Annotated in this window: 25 protein-coding genes; 7 read left to right on the forward strand and 18 right to left on the reverse strand. The window is 65.4% G+C overall.

Annotated features, from left to right (window positions below; genetic code table 11):
* Nucleotides 1–69: 69 nt before the first annotated feature.
* Nucleotides 70–510, reverse strand: coding sequence for a MerR family DNA-binding protein (locus ACGVWT_RS14150; protein ID WP_394426892.1), 441 nt, complete (start codon nucleotides 508–510; stop codon nucleotides 70–72).
* Between the two features lie 63 nt (nucleotides 511–573).
* Here ACGVWT_RS14150 and ACGVWT_RS14155 point away from each other — a divergent pair, with 63 nt between their 5' ends.
* On the forward strand, nucleotides 574–1,341 hold the full coding sequence (locus tag ACGVWT_RS14155; protein ID WP_017980773.1) for a glutaredoxin family protein: 768 nt from the start codon (nucleotides 574–576) through the stop codon (nucleotides 1,339–1,341).
* Between the two features lie 21 nt (nucleotides 1,342–1,362).
* Here ACGVWT_RS14155 and ACGVWT_RS14160 read toward each other — a convergent pair whose 3' ends face one another.
* The 13 genes from ACGVWT_RS14160 to ACGVWT_RS14220 form a co-directional block, all read right to left on the reverse strand.
* Nucleotides 1,363–1,689 (reverse strand): copper-binding protein, encoded by a 327-nt coding sequence (locus ACGVWT_RS14160; protein ID WP_017980774.1) that lies wholly within the window; start codon nucleotides 1,687–1,689, stop codon nucleotides 1,363–1,365.
* Nucleotides 1,689–4,826 carry an efflux RND transporter permease subunit gene (locus ACGVWT_RS14165; protein ID WP_018251208.1) on the reverse strand — a complete coding sequence of 1,046 codons (3,138 nt, stop codon included), beginning with the start codon at nucleotides 4,824–4,826 and terminating at the stop codon, nucleotides 1,689–1,691. Before ACGVWT_RS14165 ends, ACGVWT_RS14160 begins: the two co-directional genes overlap by 1 nt.
* Nucleotides 4,823–6,322 carry an efflux RND transporter periplasmic adaptor subunit gene (locus tag ACGVWT_RS14170; protein ID WP_056432830.1) on the reverse strand — a complete coding sequence of 500 codons (1,500 nt, stop codon included), beginning with the start codon at nucleotides 6,320–6,322 and terminating at the stop codon, nucleotides 4,823–4,825. Before ACGVWT_RS14170 ends, ACGVWT_RS14165 begins: the two co-directional genes overlap by 4 nt.
* Entirely contained in the window at nucleotides 6,319–7,536 is a 1,218-nt protein-coding gene (locus ACGVWT_RS14175) for a TolC family protein (RefSeq protein WP_018251210.1), read from the reverse strand. The genes ACGVWT_RS14170 and ACGVWT_RS14175 overlap by 4 nt, the downstream gene beginning before the upstream one ends.
* An 897-nt stretch (nucleotides 7,537–8,433) precedes the next feature.
* Nucleotides 8,434–8,886 (reverse strand): DUF411 domain-containing protein, encoded by a 453-nt coding sequence (locus ACGVWT_RS14180; RefSeq protein WP_017980778.1) that lies wholly within the window; start codon nucleotides 8,884–8,886, stop codon nucleotides 8,434–8,436.
* Between the two features lie 68 nt (nucleotides 8,887–8,954).
* The gene (locus tag ACGVWT_RS14185; protein WP_018251211.1) at nucleotides 8,955–9,320 is read right to left on the reverse strand and encodes a DUF305 domain-containing protein; all 366 of its coding nucleotides are present in this window, start codon (nucleotides 9,318–9,320) and stop codon (nucleotides 8,955–8,957) included.
* A 160-nt stretch (nucleotides 9,321–9,480) separates the two neighbouring features.
* Complete coding sequence (locus tag ACGVWT_RS14190; protein WP_017980780.1) at nucleotides 9,481–10,218, reverse strand: PepSY domain-containing protein; 738 nt, start codon at nucleotides 10,216–10,218, stop codon at nucleotides 9,481–9,483.
* Between the two features lie 25 nt (nucleotides 10,219–10,243).
* The gene (locus ACGVWT_RS14195; protein ID WP_017980781.1) at nucleotides 10,244–10,840 is read right to left on the reverse strand and encodes a cytochrome c; all 597 of its coding nucleotides are present in this window, start codon (nucleotides 10,838–10,840) and stop codon (nucleotides 10,244–10,246) included.
* A gap of 3 nt (nucleotides 10,841–10,843) precedes the next feature.
* Entirely contained in the window at nucleotides 10,844–12,136 is a 1,293-nt protein-coding gene (locus ACGVWT_RS14200; protein ID WP_043060765.1) for a copper resistance protein B, read from the reverse strand.
* Nucleotides 12,133–14,166: a copper resistance system multicopper oxidase gene (locus ACGVWT_RS14205; RefSeq protein WP_018251213.1), complete on the reverse strand. Its 2,034-nt coding sequence runs from the start codon at nucleotides 14,164–14,166 to the stop codon at nucleotides 12,133–12,135. Before ACGVWT_RS14205 ends, ACGVWT_RS14200 begins: the two co-directional genes overlap by 4 nt.
* A gap of 67 nt (nucleotides 14,167–14,233) precedes the next feature.
* Nucleotides 14,234–14,803, reverse strand: a complete 570-nt coding sequence (locus ACGVWT_RS14210; RefSeq protein ID WP_018251214.1) for an RNA polymerase sigma factor — start codon at nucleotides 14,801–14,803, stop codon at nucleotides 14,234–14,236.
* A gap of 10 nt (nucleotides 14,804–14,813) precedes the next feature.
* Entirely contained in the window at nucleotides 14,814–15,254 is a 441-nt protein-coding gene (locus ACGVWT_RS14215) for a periplasmic heavy metal sensor (RefSeq protein WP_017980786.1), read from the reverse strand.
* Complete coding sequence (locus ACGVWT_RS14220) at nucleotides 15,251–15,520, reverse strand: hypothetical protein (protein ID WP_020486670.1); 270 nt, start codon at nucleotides 15,518–15,520, stop codon at nucleotides 15,251–15,253. Before ACGVWT_RS14220 ends, ACGVWT_RS14215 begins: the two co-directional genes overlap by 4 nt.
* Nucleotides 15,521–15,647: 127 nt before the next feature.
* On the opposite strand from ACGVWT_RS14220, the gene copC reads away from it, so the two are divergent.
* From copC to ACGVWT_RS14235, 3 genes are read left to right on the forward strand one after another with little or no spacing between them, the layout of a single operon-like run.
* Nucleotides 15,648–16,016: a copper homeostasis periplasmic binding protein CopC gene (copC, locus tag ACGVWT_RS14225; protein ID WP_020486671.1), complete on the forward strand. Its 369-nt coding sequence runs from the start codon at nucleotides 15,648–15,650 to the stop codon at nucleotides 16,014–16,016.
* Between the two features lie 4 nt (nucleotides 16,017–16,020).
* A complete protein-coding gene (gene copD / locus ACGVWT_RS14230; RefSeq protein WP_017980789.1) occupies nucleotides 16,021–16,947 on the forward strand; it encodes a copper homeostasis membrane protein CopD in 927 nt (308 codons plus the stop codon).
* A gap of 52 nt (nucleotides 16,948–16,999) precedes the next feature.
* Complete coding sequence (locus ACGVWT_RS14235; protein WP_017980790.1) at nucleotides 17,000–17,269, forward strand: flagellar biosynthetic protein FliQ; 270 nt, start codon at nucleotides 17,000–17,002, stop codon at nucleotides 17,267–17,269.
* 45 nt (nucleotides 17,270–17,314) lie between these two features.
* Here ACGVWT_RS14235 and ACGVWT_RS14240 read toward each other — a convergent pair whose 3' ends face one another.
* The 3 genes from ACGVWT_RS14240 to ACGVWT_RS14250 all read right to left on the reverse strand — a co-directional run bounded on the left by ACGVWT_RS14240 (nucleotide 17,315) and on the right by ACGVWT_RS14250 (nucleotide 19,999).
* Nucleotides 17,315–17,647: a four-helix bundle copper-binding protein gene (locus ACGVWT_RS14240; RefSeq protein WP_017980791.1), complete on the reverse strand. Its 333-nt coding sequence runs from the start codon at nucleotides 17,645–17,647 to the stop codon at nucleotides 17,315–17,317.
* Between the two features lie 89 nt (nucleotides 17,648–17,736).
* A complete protein-coding gene (locus tag ACGVWT_RS14245; protein WP_017980792.1) occupies nucleotides 17,737–18,615 on the reverse strand; it encodes a DUF4396 domain-containing protein in 879 nt (292 codons plus the stop codon).
* Nucleotides 18,616–18,685: 70 nt separating this feature from the next.
* Nucleotides 18,686–19,999: a hypothetical protein gene (locus ACGVWT_RS14250; RefSeq protein ID WP_017980793.1), complete on the reverse strand. Its 1,314-nt coding sequence runs from the start codon at nucleotides 19,997–19,999 to the stop codon at nucleotides 18,686–18,688.
* Nucleotides 20,000–20,330: 331 nt separating this feature from the next.
* Between ACGVWT_RS14250 and ACGVWT_RS14255 the strand changes: the two genes are divergently transcribed.
* Both ACGVWT_RS14255 and cueR read left to right on the forward strand, forming a co-directional pair.
* Nucleotides 20,331–22,688 (forward strand): heavy metal translocating P-type ATPase, encoded by a 2,358-nt coding sequence (locus tag ACGVWT_RS14255; protein ID WP_371262954.1) that lies wholly within the window; start codon nucleotides 20,331–20,333, stop codon nucleotides 22,686–22,688.
* Nucleotides 22,685–23,068, forward strand: a complete 384-nt coding sequence (gene cueR, locus ACGVWT_RS14260; protein ID WP_017980795.1) for a Cu(I)-responsive transcriptional regulator — start codon at nucleotides 22,685–22,687, stop codon at nucleotides 23,066–23,068. The genes ACGVWT_RS14255 and cueR overlap by 4 nt, the downstream gene beginning before the upstream one ends.
* 52 nt (nucleotides 23,069–23,120) lie before the next feature.
* On the opposite strand, the gene ACGVWT_RS14265 is transcribed toward cueR, so the two are convergent.
* On the reverse strand, nucleotides 23,121–23,642 hold the full coding sequence (locus ACGVWT_RS14265; RefSeq protein ID WP_017980796.1) for a DUF6118 family protein: 522 nt from the start codon (nucleotides 23,640–23,642) through the stop codon (nucleotides 23,121–23,123).
* A gap of 212 nt (nucleotides 23,643–23,854) precedes the next feature.
* On the opposite strand from ACGVWT_RS14265, the gene ACGVWT_RS14270 reads away from it, so the two are divergent.
* The gene (locus ACGVWT_RS14270; protein WP_017980797.1) at nucleotides 23,855–25,102 is read left to right on the forward strand and encodes a cytochrome P450; all 1,248 of its coding nucleotides are present in this window, start codon (nucleotides 23,855–23,857) and stop codon (nucleotides 25,100–25,102) included.
* Nucleotides 25,103–25,161 lie beyond the last annotated feature (59 nt).

A 25,161-nucleotide genomic window follows, 5' to 3' on the forward strand; every position in this document is an offset into this window, starting at 1 on the left:
CGCTCGGATGGGCGCACATCCTCCTCACCGGCGAATACCTCTGGCCGAAAGACGCCGACGCTTAGGGTGTCATTTCGCCCTCAGCCGGAACCGACCCCACTCAGTCGGTGAATCGAACGCTGTCAGGATTTGGCACGGCCCTGCCGATCCCGAGCCGCACTCGCTGGCAAGCCGACGCAGCGAAGCACGCGCCTGTTCAAGCTCGGCGATCTTCGCATCCAGCGCCGCCATCTGCTCATGGGCGAGCTGGCGCGCACGCGCGCGATCGTCGGTCGCATCCAGCGCCAGAAGCTCACCGATCTGCTCGAGCGTGAAACCGGCTGCCTGCGCCGAGCGGATGAAGCGAAGGCGGCGGGCGTCATCGGTGCCGTAGCGCCGGATGCCGCCTCCGGCGCCAGCCCCGGTCGGCCGGTCTGGCTCGTCCAGCAAACCGCGACGCTGATAGTAGCGCACCGTTTCGACGCCGACGCCGCCCTCGCGCGCGAGCGCCGCGATCGTCATGCCGGTCATGCCTTGACTCCGTACTATGGTACGGACCCTATATAGGCGGGGCGAGGATATTGGAGAAGCGGCATGGCGAGCGCCCCCGCCAAACAGGCGACGATCTACCGGATGGTGATGCCGGAACATACCTGCCCTTTCGGGCTGAAGGCGAAGGATCTTCTGCGCCGGGAAGGCTATGCGGTCGATGACCATTGGCTGATGACGCGGGAAGAAACCGACGCTTTCAAGGCGAAGCACGGCGTCAAGACGACCCCGCAGATCTTTATCGCCGGGGAGCGGGTCGGCGGCTATGACGATCTGCGCCGCTTCTTCGGCAAGATGGTCCGCGACCCCAAGGCCGTCACCTATCGCCCGGTGATTGCCGTGTTCGCGATGACGGCGCTGATGGCGCTCGCCGCCAGCTATGCGGTACTCGGCACGCCCTTCACGGTGCGGGCGGGTGAATGGTTCATCGCGTTCTCGATGTGCGCTCTGGCGATGCTCAAGCTCCAGAACGTCGAGAGCTTCTCGAGCATGTTCCTCAACTACGATCTGCTCGCGAAGCGCTGGGTGCCCTATTCCTATGTCTATCCCTACGCGGAAGGAGCGGCGGGCGTCCTGATGGCAGCCGGCGCGTTGACCTGGCTGTCGGTGCCCGTCGCGCTCGTTATCGGTACGATCGGCGCGGTGTCGGTGTTCAAGGCCGTCTACATCGACAAGCGTGAGCTGAAATGCGCGTGCGTGGGCGGGGACAGCAACGTGCCGCTCGGCTTCATCTCGCTCACCGAAAACCTGATGATGGTCGCGATGGCGCTGTGGATGATCGCTGCGCCGCCCGTGCTGGCGATGGCGCACTGACGCGAAGGTCGGCACGCGTCGTCAATGCGGGCTGATCGCCGTAACTTCTGCCGTCATACCCTTCGCCTTGGCGGTGAATGCGACCCGCTGCCCCGACCGCAGTCCCTTGAGCAGGGTCGGGGGGGATGCCCGGAAGGTCATCGTCATTGCGGGCCAGCCGATCGTCGGGATCGGGCCGTGCTTGATGGTTACGGTTCCACCTTTCGCGTCGACGGCAGTGATCGTCCCCGATCCGCTGCCGGATTTTACAGCCGATGCAGCCGGCCTGCTGCCTTGAGCAAGAGCGCTCGCTGCGATCGGCGTGACTAGTAGCATGAATGCGGCGCGCATGGAGAAAGTGGCTTTCATCAGATCTTCCTTTCGGGGCGGGTTGAAGCTCGCCGCCGCAAGAGCAAGTAGGCGGCTGGCAGGATGAACATGGAGAGGAAAGGGGCGGTCAGCATTCCACCGATCATCGGCGCGGCGATCCGGCTCATCACCTCCGATCCGGCGCCATGCCCGATCAGCACGGGGAACAGCCCGGCGACGATGACAGCGACGGTCATCGCCTTGGGACGTACCCGCAACAGCGCGCCCTCCCTGATCGCTTCCGATACTTGCTCGCCCGACGGTGACGGCCCGCGCTCGGCCAATGCGTGTTTCAGGTAGATCAGCATGACGACGCCGAACTCCGCCGACACGCCGGCGAGCGCGATGAACCCGACACCTGTGGCGACCGATTGCGCATAGCCGAGCAGCCATAATGTCCAGATGCCGCCGGTCAGCGCGAAGGGCAGTGTGCCCATGATAAGCGCCGCCTCGTCGAGGCGACCGAAGGTAAGGTAGAGGAGAAGGAAGATGATCGCGAGTGTCGCCGGCACGACGAGCATCAACCGAGCCTCGGCACGCTGCAGATACTCGAATTGTCCGGAATAGGCGATCGAGACGCCGGGGCTGAGCCGAACATCTTTGCCAACAGCACGGCGCAGATCGGCGACCGTGGAGGCCAGGTCGCGCCCGCGCACGTCGACATAGACCCATGTCGAGAGTCGACCATTTTCCGTCTTGAGCATCGGTGGACCTTCCGCGATCGACACGGATGCGACGGTGCCGAGTGTGATCTGCTGACCCGATGCGGTGACGATTGGGAGAGTTCGCAGTCCCTCCAGACTGTCACGCAGCTCGCGGGGGTAGCGGACGCTGATCGGGTAGCGGGCAAGGCCCTCCACCGTCTGGCCGATCGTCTCGCCGCCGATCGCGCCGGACACAATCTCCTGCACATCGGCGATGTTGAGACCGTAGCGCCCCGCGGTCACCCGATCGATATCGACATCGACATAGCGGCCTCCGGTCAACCGTTCTGCCAATGCCGAGCTGACGCCCGGCACGGTCCTGGCTACACGTTCGATGCTGCCGGCGATGCGGTCCAGCTCGGAGAGGTTGGACCCCGACACTTTCACCCCGATGGGACTCTTGATGCCGGTCGCGAGCATATCGATCCGATTGCGGATCGGAGGCACCCATACGTTCGTGAGGCCGGGCACGCGCACTGTGCGGTCCAGCTCCTCCACCAGCTTTGCCGGCGTCATCCCCGCGCGCCATTGATCGCGCGGCTTGAATTGGATGGTCGTCTCGAACATCTCGAGCGGTGCCGGGTCGGTCGCGGTCTCGGCGCGTCCGGCTTTGCCGAACACGGTTTTGACCTCGGGAACGGTTTTTATCAGCCGGTCTGTGCGCTGGAGCAGGGCCGAGGCGCTCGCGGCCGAAAGGCCGGGAAGCGCGGACGGCATGTAGAGCAGATCGCCCTCATCCATCGTCGGGATGAACTCGCCACCCAATCGGGTCAGCGGCCATGCCGTCGTCGCCAGTACCAGGGCGGCGATGCCGATCGCCGCCCAAGGCCGCGCCAACACGCGGTCGAGCGCCGGGCGATAGGCACGGGTGAGCACGCGGTTGATAATGTTGTCGTTCTCGGCCGGAATGCGTCCCCGGATCAGCCATCCCATCAGGACCGGCACGAGCGTTACCGACAGGATCGCCGCTGCCGCCATCGCATAGCTCTTGGTGAAGGCGAGCGGGGCGAACAGCCGTCCCTCCTGCGCTTCGAGCGTGAACACCGGCACGAACGACAGCGTGATGATGACGAGGCTGAAGAACAGCGCCGGCCCGACCTCGGCCGCGGCCTCGGTGATGACGCGCCAGCGTTCCTCGCCCGCCAGCGCCACGCCCGGATGGTCGTGTTCCCATCGCTCGATCCGCTTGTGCGCGTTCTCGATCATCACGATCGCGGCATCGACCATCGCGCCGATCGCGATGGCGATACCGCCCAAAGACATGATGTTGGCGTTCACCCCCTGCACACGCATGACGAGCAAGGCCGCGAGCACCCCCAGAGGCAAGGTGACGATCGCGACCAGCGCAGACCGGACATGCCACAGAAACAACCCGCAGATGATCGCGACGACGACGAACTCCTCGATCAGCTTGCCCGTCAAATTCTCCACCGCGCGGTCGATCAATTGCGAGCGGTCATAGGTGGTGACGATCTCGACGCCGGGGGGAAGGCTCGCTTTCAGTTCCGCGAGCTTGGCCTTGACGGCTTCGATCGTCTGCCGTGCATTCTTGCCCTGACGCAGGATGACGACTCCGCCCGCGACCTCGCCTTCGCCGTTCAGCTCGGCGATGCCGCGGCGCATCTCGGGGCCGATCTGGATCGACGCGACGTCGCCCAAGGTAACGGGGACGCCGGCACCGGCGACCTTGAGCGGGATCGCGCGGAAATCGTCGACGGTGCGCAAGTAACCTGACGCGCGCACCATATATTCGGCTTCGCCCAGCTCGAGGACGGACCCGCCGGCCTCCTGATTGGCGCGGCGAATGGCATCGACGGCCTGAGTGTGCGTGACACCGAATGCGGCGAGCCGCGTCGGGTCGAGCAGCACCTGATATTGCTTCACCATTCCGCCGATGCTCGCCACCTCCGCAACGCCGGGCAGCGTTTTCAGTTCATAACGTAGGAACCAGTCCTGCAAGGATCGGAGCTGCGACAGGTCACGGCGGCCGGTGCGGTCCAACAGCGTGTATTCATAGACCCAGCCGACCCCCGTCGCATCAGGACCCAGCGCGGCCTGCGCGCCTTGGGGAAGCCGTCCCTGCACCTGGCTCAGATACTCCAGCACGCGTGAGCGCGCCCAATAGAGGTCGGTCCCATCCTCGAAGAGGACATAGACGTAGCTGTCGCCGAAGAACGAATAGCCGCGCACGGTTTTCGCGCCAGGCACGGACAGCATCGTCGTGGTGAGCGGATACGTCACCTGGTTCTCGACGATCTGCGGGGCTTGGCCCGGCCAGCTCGTGCGGATGATGACCTGCGTGTCGGACAGGTCGGGGAGCGCATCGACGGGGGTGGCACGCATTGCGAACACCCCGGCCATGGCGAGCGCGATGGCCGCCAGGACGACGAGGAAGCGGTTCGCGACCGACCAGCGGATGATCGCGGCAATCATCGCCCAGCCTCGCGCGTCATGCGGCGCAGCGTTGGACCATCGGCGGGTTGATCAAAGCCGAACCGCACCCGCTCACCCTTGCGATACCCACGCACCAACGCGGGATCGGCGACGCGGAACGTCATTGTCATGGCCGGCCAGCCGATCGCCGGAACGGGCTGATGGGACAGGGTGACGGAACTGCGATCGATCGCCTCGATGCTGCCGACCGTCTCATAGATCGACGCGGTGGGTTTCACGGCCGGCTTTGTTGCGGGTGACGCTTCGACACCAATCGGACGCGCATCGAGGCCAGCGAGGCGCGCTTCGGAGTCGATCAGGAACTGGCCCGACGCGACAACCTTCTCACCCTCGGTCAGGCCGGCGACTATCTCGGTTTTGCCGCCGCCTTCTGCGCCAGTGCGAACCTCGGCGGGTCGAAAGCGTCCACCCGGCCCTGCCAACATGACGAGTGTGCGCCGGCCGGTCCGGATCACGGCCTCACTCGGAACAAGGAGTGCATCGCGGCTCCCCTGGTCGAGCGCCACGCTGGCGAACATACCGGGGCGCAACCGGCCGGCACGGTTGGGGAGCTCGACGCGGATTGTGAGCGTGCGGCTCGCTGCCTCGGCCTGGGGCAGGATCGCAGCGATGCGGCCCCTGAAGCTTTCGCCCGGGAAAGCCGCCAGCGTGGCGATGACGGGCGTGCCGATCCGCAGGTTTCCTGCGAGGGCCTCAGGGACAGCCGCGTTCAGCCACACGGTGGCGAGGCCGTTCACCTCCGCCAGTGTCTGTCCTTGCGCGACCGTCATCCCCTGTCGGACGCCGAGCGTCTTGATGACGCCCCCCACGGGCGTGCTGATCGTCGTCACACCTTGCGGTCGGCCGCGCCACTCCGCCGATGCAATCGATCCGGCGGGCATCCCGAGAAGCAACAGGCGCTCTCGTGCCGCCCGCGTGAGCCCGGCATCCCCGGTGCGGCGCACGGCGAGATACTCCGCCTGCGCGCCCGCCCATTCGGGCACAAGGATATCGGCGAGCGGGGCGCCTGCCGGCACGACATCGCCTGGCGCGCGCGCATAGACGCGCTGAACGAAGCCGCCGCTGCGTGCCTGCACGACCGCAACGTTGCGGTCATTGAACTCGATGCTGCCGGTTGCCGAGGCCGAGTTTGACAACGATCCGCGTTCGACCGTGACGATCCGCGCGCCGAGCCGCTGGAGGCTGGCCGGATCGATCGCTACGCCCGGTGCGGCGCTACCGCCTGCGCCCTCGTCGGCATAGCGGGGGATCAGTTTCATCCTCATCGACGAGAGACCCGGGCCGTCGTGCCGCTCCCCCGGGATCATCGGATCATACCAGTAGAGGATCTTCTTCTGCGGGGCTGGGGATGCCGTTTGATCGGCAGCCGAGGACGTGCCAAGTTTCGCGAGCCCGAAGCCCACGCCCCCTGCGACCAGCACCAGCGCGCTTACCGCGGTGACAAGGCGGGCGCGGGTAATGGTAGTGTCGCTCATCGATCGGCGCTCCCGAAGGTAATGGTGAGGCGGACAGAGTCTGCGGCGACGAGCGCCTCACGGTCGAGCACGGTCAGCTCGGCGTCGGCGAGCGCGGTCTTGGCTTCGATGGCATCCGCAAGACTCGCGCGACCGGCAGAGTAGCTCGCTATCTCCAGATCGGCTCGCTTCCGAGCGAGCGGAAGGAGCACGTCGCGCGCGCGCTGCCATTGGCTGTGATGCATTTGGTGGTCCGCCAGCGCGGCCTCCAGATCGGCTGCCAATGTGCGCCGGGTTTCTTCGCGCGCGGCCTCGGCCTGCGCCTGTGCGGATTTGCGGGCTTCGATGCGCGGGTTCTGACGCGATCGAGCGAACAGCGGCAGGCTCATCGAAACTCCCGCCGACACCATGTCGCCATACCGGGGGTCACGGCGTTGATAAGCTACCTCTACCCCCCAATCGGGTCGCTTCTCCGCTCGCGCCGCATCCACGTCGGCCTGGGCGCGCTGAATACCGGCCTCGGCGAGAACCATGTCGGAGTGAAGGCTGAGCGCGTCCCGCAGCCGCGCCGGAGCCAGATCGATCGCGGGCATATCGCCGGCAATCTCGGGCGCCGATACGCCGGTCCAGCGAGCCAGCATCGCGCGGGCGCGCGCAACGGCGGCCATCAACTCGTCGCGGCGGTCGTCGAGTGCCGCGATCTCCTGATCGGTCGTCAGTGTCTGACCAGGGCGGACCGAACCGGTCGTCACGGCGGCCCGCGCAGCGGAAGGGAGAGATCGAAGGAATAGCAGAACGGTGTCGAGGGCAGCTAGTCGACGCTCGGCATAAGCAAGGTCGATCCATGCCTGCCCCGCTCCCAATCGCACCTCCCGGAGCTTGGTCGCTTGCGATGCTTCTGCCGTTGCGATCACGGCGCGTGCCTGCGCTTGCGCGGCATGACGCTTGGCAAGGTTGGGTAGGTCCTGTTGGAAACCGACACGCCCCATCGTCATGTCGTCTCTGGATAGGGAGAAGGCGGGTGGCCCAGAGACAGGATAATTCTCGATTCCGATCGACACACGGGGGTCCGGAAGGCTTCCCGCCGCACGTGCATCGGCTTGGGCGGCGCTGACCCCCGCGCGACCGGCAACCGCTCCCGGGGCGTTGGCAACCGCATCGCGCAGCGCTTGGTCATAGGTAAGTGTCTGCGCGTGCGCGGCGCTCGTCGTGAGCGCGGCGACCGCGAGCATCATGGATGCGCGCATCCCTCTAGTCCCTTCATGTCATAATGATGGCCGGGCTCCAAATGGTTGATCGGAGCCCGGCACCTGTTCAGGCTCGCCAGCTTAAGTTGACTGGCCGCCCTTCATTGACATGCAGGCGTCGCGACCGCGTTCCATCATCGGGCACACGCAGGCGCTCGACTGGGGAACGTCCGTAACCCATACGCGACGTGGGGCTTGAAGCGGCGCCCGCGGGCCCGGCTGGTAATTGGAACGCCACTCCCAATGACCATTGCTTTTATTTTCAGATGTGGCCGCCGTCGCTGCCGACGCGGCGAGGCTAGCGGCAAATACCGCCAAGATGAACGTTTTCATGTCACTTTCCAATTTGATCGAGATTTAAAATCGGCAGAGCCGCAACCGGCGAACGGCTGCAGCCTGACACGGCTTGACTCGATCAAACGGTAGGCGGTTCGGGCTCGGGAGCGACGTTGAGGCCGGCAAGTGCCCGGCTGGCAGGCCAGATAACGATTTGAGATGCGATCGAGCGCTTCAGCACTCTTGCCGGCTCCTCAAACGTCATGGGAACAACGCATCCCATTTGGGCGATACACGCCAGCGTCAGTCCTTTGCATGGGTGTTCCGATGACGGATCCGGGGTCGCCATACCCGCGCAATCCATGCGGGATGGGGTGACATGGCTCATCGCCATCTTGGGTGAGAGCGATGGGCCGGCCGCATACGCAATTCCTTGGCCCAAAAGGCCAAGCAACGCTCCAACAAGAAGCAAGAGAGAAAGACGAGCTTTCAACACCCGGATACTATCCCAATTGTCAACGCCGAGGTCAATACGGGTGGTTTGCCGGGTGCCGTAGTGCCGGCATGAAGCGCCGGGGAAGATTTGCCGCTCACAAGACAACCTGTCGTTTAGGCGCCGTGGCTAGCAAAGACACGCCGGCCAGCGGCACCGAACGCAATGACGTCATAGGGCTGGGTTCTCATGCCGGGCACCTCCATGCCCGGTGAGCCCATCGGCATTCCGGCCACGGCCAAGCCGCGCACGCCTTTAGGATGCTGGGCCAGCGCGCGCTTCATGTCCGCGATCGGGACATGTCCCTCAAACGCCATGCCGTCGATGATCGCGGTATGGCAGGACGCGAGGTCAGCGGGCAGGCCGATCTTACGCTGCAGCACCTCACGGCGATCATCGTCGATGATCTGGACCTTGCGGCCGAACTGCTGACGCACCTGCGCCGCCCATTTCTCGCAACAGCCGCAACCCGGATCGCGGTGCATGGCGATGTCGGCCGCGGCCGATGCGACCGCTGGGATGGTCATTAGCAAGGCGGCGACGGCGCCACGAACACCATTCTTCATCATCAGCTCCTAAAAGGAAATCCCCGCCCTGCCGGGGGGTAGGGGGATCGACAGGGCGGGGCAGCGCTCCCTTATTGCGGGCGCTTGCCGTGCTTGCTGAGCCACGCCTGCAGCTCGGCAATATCCTTTTCCTGTTTCGTGATCGTCATCTGCGCCATGCGCTTGGTCTCGGCGTCGCGCGCGTCACGCACCGCAACGCGCGACATGGCGATGGCGCCTCGGTGATGCTCGATCATCTTGCGCGTCCACATTTCGGCCGCGTCGCCCTGCTTGGCCGCCATCATCTTCTGATGCATGTCCATCTCGGCCTGGCCGTAGGGATTGCCGGCCATCATGCCCGCCATGTCGTCGTGGTTCATGCCGGCCATCTGACCGTGGTTCATGCCCTGCATTCCGCCGCTCTGCTGCGCGAGGGCGGGCGTGGCGAGCAGCGCCAAAGCTGCGAATGTTGGTGCGAAGCGCATTATTGATCTCCCTGGGTTCTAAGACTTCTACGCGTGCGAGGCGGCTATCCCTCACCCGGGGTGCTAGAACGCGCGAGAAATTGTCAGGAAACAGGACTTTATTTCCGAGGGCTACGCTCCTGAGCCGCGTATATTATGCCTCGATCACGATGTTGCGACGCCGCGTTTTGGGCCATCGCATGTAGAGAAGCACTGCCCCCCCTAACCAAAGCGCAAGCCCACCGATCGCGAAGGCGAGCAGCCAGGGCGTGTTGAAGTTCTCGTGATTCGTCCAATCCATGATGTGAAGGCCCCAGAAGAAGTCGTAGAGCCGCCAAGTGCCGGTTCGGACAGCCGAGATCCGACCGGTGTCGGCCGCGACAAAGACGCGGGTGGAATCGAGGTCGGCGAACGCGACGCGCCAGGCGGGGAGCGTGCCGCGATATTCGGGGCTGGCGCGCTCGATCCGCTCTACCTTCGCCGCTGGTCGAGCACCGCCACGCCATGCCAAACGCGCGATCTCCTCGGCCTCACGAGCCGTTGGTGCTGGCAGCGCTTGGCCCGTCGCGGCGTCGAACAGGCGCGTTCCCTTGGCTGTCGCGACCTCGGCGACCGGGCGGCCAAGCCACATGCGATAGGTGATGGCCTCGATGGGCGCATCTGCTGCGCCTACGATCGCCGATGGTGGGGCGAACGTGCTGCCGCGGGGAAGGGGCGCCGCGGCTTTGCGGTCAACGAGGTGATCGCCATGCACCCGATCGATCGGCAGGAAGCTCATCAGGGCGCCGCTTGCGAACCATAGCAGGAGCTGCGCGCCGATGATGATCGCGAGCCATTTGTGCGTGCGGCTCGCGAGTAGATGCAGCCTCAGTTTCGCGCTTTTCAGAACCACTCCTCCCTCAACCTCGTCGCCGGGGTCACTTCATACCCGGCATGTCCTTCATCATCTCGTCGTGATCGGCCGGGGCGCTCGCGACCAGTGCCTTATACTGTTCGGGCGTCATGCCGGGGAGCTTGCGGACGAACGCGACCATATTCCAAATTAGGGGGTCGGGATGCGTCTTGCCCCATGCCGGCATGGCGCTGAGCTTCACCCCGTGCTTGATGATCCAGAATTGCTGGGCGGGGGTGAGATCTTGAGCGCGCGCGAGTTCCGGCGCCTGTGGATAGAGGCCCTGGCTCATCTCGGATTTCTCGACGCCGGGGCCGAGATGGCAACCGGAACACATTTCTCCGTAAAGGCCCGCGCCGACTGACACGCGCTGCGCCGATGCCAGATCGGCCGGGGGTGTTATGCCGCGCGCGCGTGCCTCAATCGACCGATCGCGCAGGCGTTCGAGCATTGAATAGACCGCCGGCGTGTGCGGTTCGTCGGCCGCGATGTTATACACGCCAAGGTAGATAAACGCGGCTGCGCCCAGCGCCAGGACGATCGCCAGGGCGCCTACGAACGGCAGGCTCGGGAAGTGCTGCCTTATCGAGCGCCTGCCGTCTTGAGCCATCTGTTCCTCCATCGATCAGAACCAGACACGAACGCCGGCGACGATGCTCTTGGACGTTGCGCGATCCCCATCGGCGCGCGCGTAGCGGGCGGTGTCGCCGAAGCGGCGATCCCATGACACGCCGACATAGGGGGCGAACTCGCGCCGGATCTCATAACGCAGCCGCAATCCAAGCTCGGCGTTGGATAGGCCCGATCCGATCCGGTTTTCCGGCACGTCCTGCGCAGCGAAATTGAGCTCGGCGCGCGGTTGCAGGATCAGCCGCTGGGTGATGCGCTGGTCGTAATAGCCCTCAAGCCGCCCTAGCAGGTCGCCCTTGTTGGACAGGAATACCGCGCCCTCTAGCTCGAAGAAGCCCGGTGCCAGCCCCTCCAGCCCGACGGTCGCATAGGTGCGTTTCGGGGACGGCCCCAAATCCTGGCGGACACCCGCTTGTAGATTGAAATAAGGGCCAATGGTCCGGCTATAGAGCGCCTGCACCTCGGCGCTCTCGATGCCCTCGCGGAAGGCTCCCTCGCCCTCAGACTTGATGAAGAGGCGGTTGATGTCACCCCCGAACCACGCCTCGCCATCCCAGCGATAGCCGTCACGACCGTTGCGGAATTGATACTCAGCGAGGTTCAATAGCACCTGGCTGAAGTTTTGACCGCCGTGATGCTGCTGAAGGTGATGGCGACCCATCGCCATCGCGTCCGCGCCGTAAACGCTGTCGGCCGCATGGTCGGTCGGCAGGGGCGGGGCGGGGGCGTTTCCTGCGGGAAGCGCGGTGCCAGTCTGCTGCACCCCATCGGCCGCCATGCCTGGCATTCCGGCCATTCCCGACATGCCCTGCATGTCGTGGCCGCTGTGCTGGTCGGCTGGCATGGTCATCCCCGGCATCGCCGAATGGTCCATGCCCTGCATCGGCTGCTGGGAGCCCTGAGGGACCGTTTGGCCGTTTCCGGGCATCTGCATCCCCGGCATGGCTTCCATGCCCTGCTGTGAGCCCTGCGGAGCCGCATGGTCCATGCCGGGCATAGACGAGTGATCCATGCCCGGCATGGTCCCGTGATCCATACCATTCATGCCGGCCGTTGGCGCGGCGCGGCGTTTCGTCGTCGAAGCTGATGGTCGCCTCGCAGGAGCTGACCTAGTCTTGGCCGGCTTGCCTTTGGCCGTGGGCTTCACCACCGGCTTCTTTTTCGCAGGCATCGGCATGGTCATGCCCGGCATTGCCGAATGATCCATGCCCTGCATCGACTGAGCGGCGACAGGACCGGCGATGCCGAGCATGGTGGCGGCGGCGAGCGCCGCGGTCAGCCGGTTCATGCCGCCTCTCCCGCGAACGGGCGAACGGTGACGACGCGCATCATGCCTGCGGTCATGTGGTAGAGATTGTGACAGTGGAACGCCCAATCGCCGGGTGCATCGGCGGTCAGATCAAAGGTCATCTTGCCTCCAGGCGGCACGTTGACGGTGTGCTTGCGCGGCGCATGATTGCCGTGCCCCGTCACCAGCTCGAAGAAATGGCCGTGGAGATGGATGGGGTGCGGCATCATCGTATCGTTGACCAACGTCACCCGCGCCCGCTCGCCTTTGCGGAACGGGATGGGGTCGGCGGGATCGCTCAGCTTCTGCCCGTCGAAGCCCCACATGTAGCGCTCCATGTTACCGGTCAGATGGATCTCGAACTGACGCGACGGCGCGCGCACGTCGGGGTTGGGCGCGAGCGAAACGAGGTCGCGATAGGTGAGGACGCGGTGATCCAGGCCCTCCAGACCCTGGGGCGGTTCACCGCTACGGTCCTTCGGCATCGGGGAGATGGTCTGCACGCCCGGCCCCATCTTCACGCCCGGCGCATTCTTCGGGTCGCGCATGTTCATGTTCATGCCGCCACCCGACCCGTGGTCCATCCCGGCCATGCCGCCAGCCTGGCCCGATCCGCCCGACATGGCACTATGGTCCATGCCGGCCATGCCAGCACCGCCCGCTGCCATTTGGCTATGGTCCATCCCGGGCATTACAGCGCCGCCCATCTGGCTGTGGTCCATGCCCGACATGCCGGACATGCCCGCCATCGCTGCGCCTGCCGCGACCGTCCCGTGATCGGTCGGCCCCTTCCAGCCCGTCAGCTTCCAAAGATTGCGCGAGGCGTTCTGCATCAAGGTGGGGTCCGGCCCGCGCGTGGCGACCGGGCTCTCGTCCTTCATGCCGGACATGCCCTGCATCCCGCCCATGCTCCCCATGTCCATGCCCATATCGGTCATGGTCAGCAGCGTGCGCGGACGAAGCGGCGGGACCGGGGCGACCATCCCCTCACGCGGGGCGAGCGTCGCCCGGCCCATGCCGGAGCGATCGATAGCCTCGGAGACGAAGCTGTAGGCCCGGTCCTCGGGCGTCACGATCACGTCGAACGTCTCGGCAACGCCGATCTGGAACTCGTCGATCTTCACCGGACGGACATTCTGCCCATCGGCCTGCACGACGGTCATCGGCAGGTCGGGGATGCGGACGTTGAAGTTGGTCTGCGCCGCGGCGTTGATGATCCGCAAGCGGACCCGCTCGCCCGGCTTGAACAGCCCCGTCCAGTTGTCATACGGCCCGTAGCCGTTGACCAGGAAGGTATAGGTCGAGCCGGTGACGTCGGCGATGTCGGCGGGGTCCATTCGCATCTTTCCCCACTCGATCCGGTCCTTGAGCGGCATTTCCCGACCCGCGAGCAAGCCCGCGAGGGTCGGCCGCTGATAGTTGAAATAGGCGCCGCCCATCTGCTTCAGCTTCCGGAAAATCTGCTCGCCGGTCATCTGGCTGTGGTCGGACAGCACGATCACATGCTCGCGGTCGAACGCGATCGGATCGGCACCGGCCGGGTCGATCACGATCGGCCCGTAAAGTCCGCCCTGCTCCTGCTCGCCGGAATGGCTGTGATACCAGTAGGTGCCCGACTGGATGATCGGGAACTCGTAGATGAAGGTCGAGCGCGCCTTGATGCCGGGGAAGCTGATGCCGGGCACGCCGTCCATCGCGAACGGCACGAGCAGCCCATGCCAGTGGATCGAACTGTCCTCGTCGAGATTGTTGGTGACGGAGAGGCGGACCTTTTGCCCCTCCTTCAAGCGAATGAGAGGGGCCGGCACCGTGCCGTTGACGCCGATTGCGGGCGTCGACTTGCCGTCGACGGGAAGTCTGAAACTGTCGATCGTCAGCGCGATGTCAGTGCCCGAGACGGTCGGCAGCGGTTTGACGATCCCGCCCGAGACAGGCTGCGCCCACGCGGGCATATAGGCGGTCAGCGCCATGCCACCGCCAGCAAGGGCGGCGCCGCGAAGCATCTGGCGGCGATCGATAGTGCGGCTCATACGGTCCTCAAGGCTCTCGAACGGGAGTGTCCCTCTAGCCTTGATACGCAGCTCAGGGCGCTATCCCTCAGCGCCCGCCCAATCGCTCCAGCAACTTCGATCGCGCGCGATAGAGGCGGGTTTCTACCGCCTTTTCGCTGATCGACAACACTGCCGCGGTTTCAGCCTGGCTCAACCCCTCGATCGTGCGCAGCACCAAGGATTCCTTCAATGCGGTCGGCAAGCCCGCAATGGCGCGCGTCACGCGGTCGAGTTCCTGTCGGTCGCCCGTCGCGTCGTCGATCGCCACCTGGTCGTCTGCAATGGCTTCGGCTTCCGGGCCGATCGGTGCGGCGAACGCCAGAAAGCGCCGCACGGTGCGCTTGCGCCCCCAATCGCGGCACTTGTTGATCGCGATCGTCGATAGCCACGCGCGCATCGATCGATCGCCGTCGTAGCGGGGCAGGGCCTGATGCGCCGCGACGAAGGTCTCCTGCAGAAGGTCCAGCGCCTCGTCGGCCTCGCCGACGCACGCGCGCACCATGCGGAAGATTGACTGCCGATGGCGGCGCATGATCTCGGCGAAGGCGGCTTCGCGCCCGGCGATGCTGAGGGTCGCCAGCTCGCCGTCCGTAAGCGTGGTCCAGTCGAGGCTCACGCGCCGAACCTCAACGTGCGTCGTCGGTGAGCGCCTTCACCACGGCCTGATCGAACTGGCCGGTCTGATTGGGCCGCAAGAGCTGGCGCATGGCGAAGATGTGCGCCAGCGTCGCTTTCTGGAGCTCGCCCATGACGGCGTGGCTCTGGTCGACCGCTGCGGCGACGCGCGGCCCGTTGCCATGCTCGGCCTCGATCGCTTCAGCGAGCCGGGCATTGTTCGCCCGCAATTCCAGCTCGAATGCGCGCCGCTGCACGGCGAAACGCTGCTCCAGCACTTCAAGTCGCGCTTCCTGGTTGGCGTCCAGCGCCAGCTTATGATGCAGCACGTCGTGCAGCTCCGAGCCGGGCTGGGCACGTGGCGGAAGTAGCGCCCGCCCCACGAACACACCGATGATCGCGGCGATGAAGCACGCGACAATGCCAAGCAGAAGGCGGATGCGGCCGCTCATTGCACGCCGACGAGCAGCGTGGAGGGCGCGAGCGGCGACACCGGCCCCAAGGGCGATAGCGAAGCCGCGCTGGCTTCCTTCGCGGGCACACCGGCACCGAAGATGCCCATGACGAGCGCCGCAGCGATCGTCATTGCCCCAACGCCTAAGCCGGCGCGCGCCGCTGGACGTGCGGCGACCCGCGCCAGCACGCGATCTTCCATGCCATCAAGGCTCGCGGGCACGGGTGCTTGCGCCAGCCTCATCAATACTGCGTCGAGGTCCATGTCGTTCACTCCACCCCTCTAGCATGGATTACGCAAGCGACGCGCCCATCCCTCAAATCCATCCGTGAGGGGTGGTCGATCGGGGCGCGTAATGAAGGACAGGAACCCTCCTGTCGAAAGGCCCCCTATGCGCCGCCTATCCGTTCTGACTGCTGCTGCCGCTCTCGTCATGTTCGCCGGAACGGCGAACGCCCATCCTAAGCTGGTGTCGGCATCGCCGGCCGCCAATGCGACGGTCGCGAAGCCCGCTCGTATCGAACTTCATTTCAGCGAGAAGCTGATGCCAGCCTTCTCCAAGGCCGATCTCACGATGGCAGCGATGCCCGGCATGGCAGCCATGAAGATGGCCAGCGCCTCCGCGCTCTCGTCCGATGGCCGGACCCTCGTCATCACCCCGAAATCGCCGCTCCCATCGGGTCGGTATAGCGTCGCGTGGAATGTCGTCTCGACCGACACCCACAAGGTCGCAGGAACCTACGTCTTCGCGGTGAAGTGAGGCGATGGGGGACTGGTCGCTTATCGGCGTCCGCTTCGCGCTCTACGTGACGCTGGCTGCGCTGTTCGGCCTTGCCGCATTCAGCCTTTATGGGCTGCGGGCGCGCGAGCGCGGCGACGCGCTCGCGCTGCGTCCCTGGTTCATCGCCAGCGCTGGCCTGAGCCTGTTGTTTTCAGGCGCCTGGGTCGTGCTGATGGCCTCCTCAATGGCCGGAACGCCGGCCTGGCCGATCGACCGTGAAGCAGTCGGCGCGCTGCTCACCGGCTCTGCGATCGGAGCAGCATGGAAGCTGCGCATGGTCATGGTGGCCCTCGCGGCGCTGGCAGCGCTGGTCGCGGGCGGGCGCGGCATCTGGCTGAGCATCGTCGCGCTCTGCTCGGCCGTGGCACTCGCAACGCTGGCGTGGACCGGACACGGCGCGATGGACGAAGCCGTGATGGGCTGGGTCCACCTCATCGTCGACATTCTCCATCTGATCGCCTCGGGCGCTTGGGTTGGCGCACTACTGGGGCTGCTCCTGCTCGTCTCCCGACCCGCGGCGCGCGTAGACGCGGCGCATCTGGGGCTGACGCACCGCGCGCTGCACGGGTTCGGCGCGATCGGGACGGTTGTGGTCGGCACGATCCTCGTCACCGGCCTGGTCAACGGCTGGATGCTGGTCGGGATCGGCAACCTCGCCACGCTTCCTGCGACGCTCTATGGTCAGCTCCTGATCGCAAAGCTGGCGCTGTTCGTCGCCATGCTAGGGCTCGCCTCGCTCAACCGCTTCCGGCTCACGCCGGCATTCGAGCGGTCGATCGCAGCGGACGATCACAAGGGCGCCCTCGGCGCGCTGCGGACAAGTCTGGCGATCGAAACCGCCTGTGTCATCGCGGTTCTCGGGCTGATCGCCTGGCTCGGGACGCTCGCGCCGCCTGCATCGGCGATGTGATGCGCGGCCGGGGAGCCCTCGCGGTCCCCGGCCGTTCACGAGGCCGCGCCTGATGGATCAGTCGATCCTGCTCGACGAGACGGGGAGGATGCTGGCCGTGGCCGGCCTGATCTGCGTGGTGCTGCTCGTGCCGATGATGATCGTCGGGCTGATAATCAGCATCATCCAGGCGGCGACGTCGATTAGCGAACAGACGCTGAGCTTCGTGCCTAAGCTGATCGCGCTAGGCGTATGTTTGGTGATTTTCGGGAGCGCAGCGACCGAGCTCCTGACCAAGTTCACGGCCGAGCTGTTCGCTGTGATCGCGAGCATGGGCCGTTGATATGCAGATAGCTGCGCGGGCGGGCGACCGCCCGCGCAAGCCCCGCTATGCCGCCATCCGATCGCAGGAATCGGCGCACTTCCGGCACGCTGCCACGCAATCCTCCATGCCGCCCAGGGCCTCGCAGCTCGCTGCGCAAGCCCGGCAGATCTCGGCACACTCGCGGCAGATATGCTGATGGTGGGCGGACTTGCGCGCCATGAAGTCGATCGCAACCGCGCAAATTTGCGCGCAGTCGGCCATGATCTTCATATGCTCGGGCGCGGCGTGCTGGCCGCCCATTTCGAGGCAATGGTTCATCGCCATGTGAAGACAGGTCACATGGCATTCGTGGCAGGCGTCCATGCACGCCTTCATGCCGGGGTCGATCTGGTGCATCGCATTATCTCCGTATGAGCCCCCGCCTGTTCCTAGATACGCGCGCCGCGCGATCACCCCTTGCCGCGATCTCCGTCGTTCGCGGCAAGTTACATGGCCCACCGACCGAACAGCGTCGCAACGATGATGCCCGCGCCAAGCATGATGAGCGTCAACACTGTCATCGCGGCGATCTGAGGTCCGGTCACGCGCGCGCCGGCCGCCATGCCGCTCATCCCTGCCATTGCGTCGTGTCCCATGTCCGGCATCGGCGTGGCCGATTGCCGGTCCGCGCCGACTTCGTGTCCGCCATGCCCCAGCGCGCGCACCGTGCCCATGCCGTGCTTCAAGCGCACGCCAACCAGCCAAAGGTTGATCGGATAGGCGACTGCGAACCCGACGAGTGTCGCCAGCGACATGACGCCCCAAAAGCGGAGCGAGCTGGCGTGCATCGCGGCCATGTCGCGGCTCATCAACACCACCATCGTCGGGATCATGCCGGCCATGACGGCATTCATCGACAGCCATTCGGGGATGAACGACATGCGAAGCGCGCCCCAATAGGAACCGCCCGCCATGTCGCGCATGAAAAGCGCCTGGAAAATCAGCAGTCCGAACGCGAAGCCGAACACATATTCCGCGATCACGTCCTGCCACATCGGCAGGCCGAGCGCCGTGGTGATCGCGGCTGCGGCGATGACGCCGGTTGCATCGCCCGCCATGCAATGGATGGCCGAGCCGAACGCCTGCTTCCAGAGCGGTCGAACGAAATCCTCGTGCCGCTCGTTCGCCGGCTCCTGGCAGGACAGGACATAGGCCGCGGCCATGATCGGGCCACCATAGAGCGTGACCAACAGCCACCCCCATTTCATCACGCGCAGCTCGGGGTTGCGGGTGAAGGCATCCCACGCGACGTAAGCGACCGAAAGGGCGGTCAGCACGAACCACCCGATCAGCACGGCGTCGAGCCAGGGGGCCGGGGATGGCATCGTCACGGCAGCACTCCTCTACATGCTAGAGGATACGCGGCTCTCCGGATCATCCCTTGCGCGGAGCGGGCTAGGCGAGCTTGCTGGAAACGGCCTTGATCGCTTTCAGTCCCGATCCGAACCGCGCGATGGCCTCCCGGTTCTTCTCCAGCTCGCCATAGGGCAGGTAGGATATGTCGAGGTCGGCTACGCGGCTGAACGCGGGCCGCTGCAACTGCGCGCGAACGTCCGTCTCGCGCGCGTCGGGCGCGACAAGGAACAGCCCCGCGGTCGCGTGAAGGTCGCCACCGCTCAAGGCCAGGTCGAGCATCCTGACGATGCCCGAATAGATCGAGGTCGAATGCTCCACCTCGAACGCCGCGGCGACATGATCGCCGGCCTTCTCAAGCCACAGCACGTCGATCAGCCGGATCGAGTCAGCGCCCTTCGACGTCGCGATCGTGTCGGGCAGGCGCTCAAGGCATCCTGCGCCCAAGGGTGATCCGTCGAAGGCGCGGCTGCGGTCGTTCGCGGCGATCCATACGTCATAGCCGAGCGCCAACCCTAGATCGCGAAGCCATGCCTGGATTTCGGTATGGGTGCGCTCGTTCTCGCCCTCGCGCTGAGCGGCCTTGCTGAGCGTGCGCGCTTCCTCGCGCGCCGCCTCAAGCCGCTGCCCCCAGCTCGCCAGCGTCGCGCCGCTCACGTCGAGGGGCGGAGCCGGATAGCGATCGGAGCCGATGTCGAACAACAGACCGCCGATCGCGCCTAAATCATTCGATAGCAGCTCGCGGAAGCGGTCGTTGAGATCGAGGATGCCGGTCCGCATCGCCAGAAAATGCTCCCAGCTCCCGAGCTTCACATTCGCCCCCGTCAGCGCGTTGTAGCCCTTAACGATTGCGGTGTTGAAGGGCGGCACCAGCGTCGGGTGAAGGAAGTAGAGGAGGTTGGCGACCGCCGGACCCAGCCCCTTGATCTTCAAACGGTCGATCGCGTGGATATGGCTGATGATCTCCTCGGCCGTGTCGCAACAGGAACAGGCGTCGAGCAAGCGGCCGAACGCGCGCTGATTGTCGGGGCTCTCGTAAATGTCGGGGATGCGGAGCTTCGGCTTCCAGAGGAACGCATGGTCCGCGCCCTTGAAGATTTGCCGCTGCTCGGCGACGGAATGGACGACGGTTTCGAGCGACGATCCGCGGTAGGCGACGCCGAACGTGCCGCGCTCGATCTCGCCGACAACCTGGGTGATGCCGCGCCGGATTGATCGGAAGTTCTTCAACCGCTCGTCCCAAAGAAACCAGCTCCGATAGGTCGCGCCCTGATCGTCACGCCAGCGGGCAATTAAGCGGCGCACCAGGCCGTCATGGTCGGTGCCAGTAGAAAGACTGTCGATCTGCGCTGCCATATGTCCCCGATTGCCCCCGGCCCGCGTTTGGCGAGCTAGTAATAGACCTAAGCTGCGGCCCTTATGGCGTCGAGGGTGTAGAGCTGGCCCCCGCAATATGAGGGCAACGCCGCTCCCGCGCGTAGATTCAACATACACGCCAGCGGTGCCGACAGGGCCTTGACCCTAACACGGTGTCATACCCTACATGCTCTCGGGTCGAAGGAGTCTTGCCATGAACGACCCTCATTACCATTCCCAAGCCGGGCGTTGCGGCTGTTCGAAGCCTGCGCCTGAATCGGTCTCCACGCCCTCATCCTGTTGCGGGGGCGGCTCGGCCGCTCCCGCAAAGATCGAGCACGAACATCATCACACCGAAGCGGGCGGCTGCTGCTCGGGCAGTAAGGACAACGATGCCGCAGCAGCAGTGATCGACGCGGTGTGCGGCATGACGGTCGATCCCGCAAAAACGACACACCATGCCGAGCACGCTGGTCATGCCTATCATTTCTGTAGCGCAGGGTGCCGGAGCAAGTTTGTCGCCAATCCTGACGCCTATCTGAGCGATAAGCCGAAACCGGAGCCGATGGCGACGCCGGGGGCGATGTGGACGTGCCCGATGCACCCGCAAATTCGCCAGGAAGGGCCGGGAACTTGCCCAATCTGCGGCATGGCGCTCGAACCCGAAGAACCGTCGCTCGACGATACTCCCAACCCTGAGCTGGTCGACTTCACGCGCCGACTGTGGGTGGCGGGCGCGCTCACGATCCCGCTGCTCGTCGTCTCGATGTTCGCGGAAATGTTAGGCCTGCATGTGGTTAGCCCTGCGGCCTCGCCTTGGGTCCAGCTCGCACTCACCGCGCCGATCGTGCTGTGGGCGGGCTGGCCGTTTTTCGAGCGGGGGTGGACATCGCTTCGTACCCGCCATCTCAATATGTTCACACTGATCGCGATCGGCGTAGGTGCCGCCTTCCTCTATAGCGTGGTCGCGACGCTCGCGCCGGGCATCTTCCCAGCGACCTTCCGCACGCATGGGAGCATGGTTCCCGTCTATTACGAGGCGGCCGGCGTCGTGGTGACACTGGTGCTGCTCGGGCAAGTGCTCGAACTGCGCGCTAGGGCGGCGACAGGGCGCGCGATCCGCGCTCTCATGGATCTCGCCCCCAAGACGGCGCGACGCTTGCAGCCTGACGGTTCTGAAGAAGAAGTCGGGCTTGCCGACGTGGCAACCGGTGACCGGCTGCGGGTCCGCCCCGGTGAAGCCATCCCGGTCGATGGCGTCGTGGTCGAGGGTCGTTCGTCGGTCGACGAAGCCATGCTCACCGGCGAACCCGCGCCGGTCCTCAAGGAAGTCGAGGCGATCGTTACCGGGGGCACCGTCAACGGGACGGGCAGCCTGGTGATGGAAGCCCGCGCGGTTGGTTCGGACACGATGCTCGCGCGTATCGTCCGCATGGTCGCGGAAGCGCAGCGAAGCCGCGCCCCGATACAGGCGGTCGCCGATCGGGTTTCAGGATGGTTCGTGCCGCTCGTCGTGCTGATCTCGATTGCGACCTTCATCACTTGGTCGCTGGTCGGCCCTGAGCCGCGCATGGGCCATGCCCTGCTTAACGCCATCGCAGTGCTGGTGATCGCCTGCCCGTGCGCGCTCGGGCTCGCCACGCCCATGTCGATCATGGTCGGCACGGGACGCGGCGCTCAGGCCGGCGTGCTGGTGAAGAACGCGGAAGCCTTACAGGGGCTGGAAAAGGTCGATACCCTTGTCATCGACAAGACGGGTACGCTCACGGAAGGCAAGCCCAAGCTGATCGCGGTCGAGACGGTCAGCGCGGTCGGAGAGAACGACATGCTCGCGCTTGCCGCGGCCGTCGAAGGCCAATCCGAACATCCGCTCGCGCACGCAATCGTCGTTGCCGCCAAAGAACGAGGATTGCAGCTCGGCACAGTCGCGGACTTTGCCTCGCAAACCGGGCTGGGTGTCAGCGCCACGGTGGGCGGCCGCTCGGTCGTGATTGGCAATGCGGTGCAAATGAGCCGGATCGGCGCTGATCTCAAGCCGGTCGACGCCGCGGCCGATCGTCACCGTGGCGAAGGCGCGGGCATCATCCTCGTCGCGATCGACGGGGCGCTCGCCGGTCTGCTCGCAGTCGCCGATCCGGTGCGCGCATCGGCGCGCGACGCTATTGCCGCGCTTCGCAAGGAGGGCCTGCGGGTCGTCATGCTCACCGGCGACAATCGTGGGACGGCCGATGCTGTCGCGCGCGCCGTGGGCGGTCTTGATGACGTGCGCGCCGATCTGCTGCCGGAAGACAAGGCGCGTATCATCGGCGAGCTGAAAGCGAGCGGCGCAAGGGTCGCAATGGCGGGCGATGGGATCAACGACGCTCCGGCGCTCGCCGCCGCGGATGTCGGCTTGGCGATGGGAACGGGAACAGACGTGGCGATCGAAAGCGCCGGCATGACGCTCACGCGCGGCGATCTCTCGGCGATCGTGCGCGCCCGCAAGCTCGCTCGCGCGACGATGCGAAATATCCGCCAAAACCTGTTCTTCTCGTTCTTGTTCAACGGAATCGGCGTGCCGGTTGCGGCCGGCGTGCTTTACCCGGTTGCCGGTATCCTGCTGTCGCCGATGCTGGCCGGTGCAGCGATGGCGCTCTCGTCCTTCACCGTGGTCCTGAACGCACTGCGGCTCAACGCGGTAAAGCTGTGAACATCGGAGCGGCGTCGGACGCCAGCGGCGTCTCCCAACGCATGATCCGCCACTATGAAAAGATTGGTTTGGTGCCCGCGCCGCCACGGCGCGGGAACTACCGGGACTACGCCGACGCTGACGTTCATCGGCTGCGATTTATCGCCAACGCGCGCGACCTGGGGTTCCCGATCGAGGAAATCCGCACGCTGCTGGGGCTGTGGTCGGATCGCGATCGGTCGAGCGCGGAAGTGAAGACGCTGGCGGAAGCCCGCGCTGCCGAACTGGGCCGCAAGGTCCGCGTCTTGGACGCCATGCGCCGCTCGCTTACCGGGCTCGCCCAAGCCTGTCATGGCGATGATCGGCCTGATTGTCCGATCATCGAACGCTTGGCTGAATAACTTGCGCGGCTAACTTTTACTCCACTTGAGCGTGATCGTGCGTCGCACCGTTTCACGCGTTTCGCGCTGCGGCTTTGCCGCACCCCTCGATCGCCGCGCGGTTGGCCGTCACGATCCTGTCGGCCCCGACGATGGCGCGGAACGCGGTGGGACTGGCGCTCTGGATCATACGCTGCCCGGCTTCCCAGCGGGGCAAGTCGAGCGTCCGCGCCGCCATGCGCTCGGGCCATTGCCAGCTCGCCGGTGCGATCTCGCGCGCGACCAGGCCCGGCACGATCGCCCATGCGAGGATGCCGGCCGCCACCCCACCCAGGGCAAACCATAGCTGCCGATTCTTCTGGTCGGCGCGTGTCCATGCGGACCCGGCGATGGCGCGAAGATCGGCCATGATGCGGGCCTTGTCCTCGCCCGCCTTGGCGAGCGCCGCCTGATCCTCGCGCCGGGCGGCGCTGCCCGCCGCGGCGATGCGCTGCGCCATCTGCTCCGGCGTCATCGCCAGCGCCGGGGCCGCTTTCAGGAATTGGCCGATGCGCGCGACGTTCTCGCCTGCCGTGTTCACGTTCTGCTGGAGCACGCCAAGCGTCTCGGTATGGTCGGGTATGTCGATCGCCGCGCTCGGCCGCCAAGCCCTCCACGGCGCAGCGCCAGCTCGCCGCGCATGGCCTCGAACGCCTCGGCCGCGCCTGCTCCGCCCTGATCGTCCTCGTTCGTCACCTGTCGTGAGCCTGCAACCCGTGATATTCCTCCGAGTTAATCAAAGGAGACCCAACAATCACCGGACCGGTCATGCCTAAGACACCACACACGAAAGGCCCGGACGAAACCCTTTCTCTCCTCGCCGATCCCTATCGGTTCATCTCCAGGCAGTGCCAGCGCCTAGGCGCAAACGCTTTTGAATCCCGTTTCCTGCTGAAAAAGACCAACTGCCTTAAGGGGGCCAAGGCCGCCGAAATCTTCTACGATACGACCCGCTTCGAGCGCGAAGGTGCCATGCCGGTCGCTATTCAGAAGACACTGCTGGGCCAAGGCGGCGTTCAGGGTCTGGACGGCGAGACCCATCGGCACCGCAAGCAGATGTTCATGGGCCTGATGACACCAGAGCGCGTGCGGGCGCTGGCGCAATTGTTCGAGGCCGAGTGGCGCAGGGCGGTGCCGGGCTGGACGCGCAAAGGAGAGATCGTCTTCTATGACGAGTTGCATGAGCCGCTGACGCGAGCGGTATGCGCTTGGGCGGGAGTTCCTCTTCCGGACGATGAAGCCGGCAACCGCGCGGGCGAGCTGCGGGCGCTGTTCGACGCCGCCGGCTCGGCGAGCCCAAGGCATCTTTGGTCACGGCTGGCCCGTCGTCGCGTCGACGCATGGGCGAAGCGGATCATTGAAGGCATTCGGGCCGGGAGCATCGGCTCGGGCTCGGGGACCGCGGCTTACGCGATAGCCTGGCATCGCGACCGGCACGACGATCTTCTTTCGCCGCACGTCGCAGCGGTCGAACTGGTAAATGTCCTTCGCCCGACCGTCGCGATCGCAGTGTACATCACCTTCGTCGCCCACGCGCTGCAAACCTGTTCAGGGATCAGGGCGGCCTTGGTTCAGCAGCCGGACTATGCCGAGCTCTTCGTCCAAGAGGTCCGCCGATTCTATCCCTTCTTTCCCGCTGTGGTGGCGCGCGCGAGCCAAGATTTCGAGTGGGAGGGGATGGCCTTTCCGGAAGGGCGTCAAGTGGTGCTAGACCTTTATGGGAGCAATCACGACGCAGCGACCTGGGCCGACCCCCAGGAGTTTCGCCCTGAGCGTTTCAGGGCTTGGGACGAAGACTCCTTCAACTTCATTCCGCAGGGCGGCGGCGATCACTATCTCGGCCATCGCTGTCCCGGCGAATGGATCGTCCTCGCGATCATGAAGGTGGCGGCACACCTCCTCGTCAACGCGATGCGCTATGACGTACCGGACCAAGACCTGAGCATCGATTTCGCCAGGCTGCCAGCGCTTCCGAAAAGCGGCTTCGTGATGCGCAACGTCCACATAGGTGGCTAGGGCCGCGTGCCGTGGTGATGGTGATCGGCTCCGTTATCGACCGTTTGCGCGAGTACGGG

Source organism: Sphingomonas sp. S6 (assembly GCF_043498045.1).
Lineage (GTDB): Bacteria > Pseudomonadota > Alphaproteobacteria > Sphingomonadales > Sphingomonadaceae > Sphingomonas.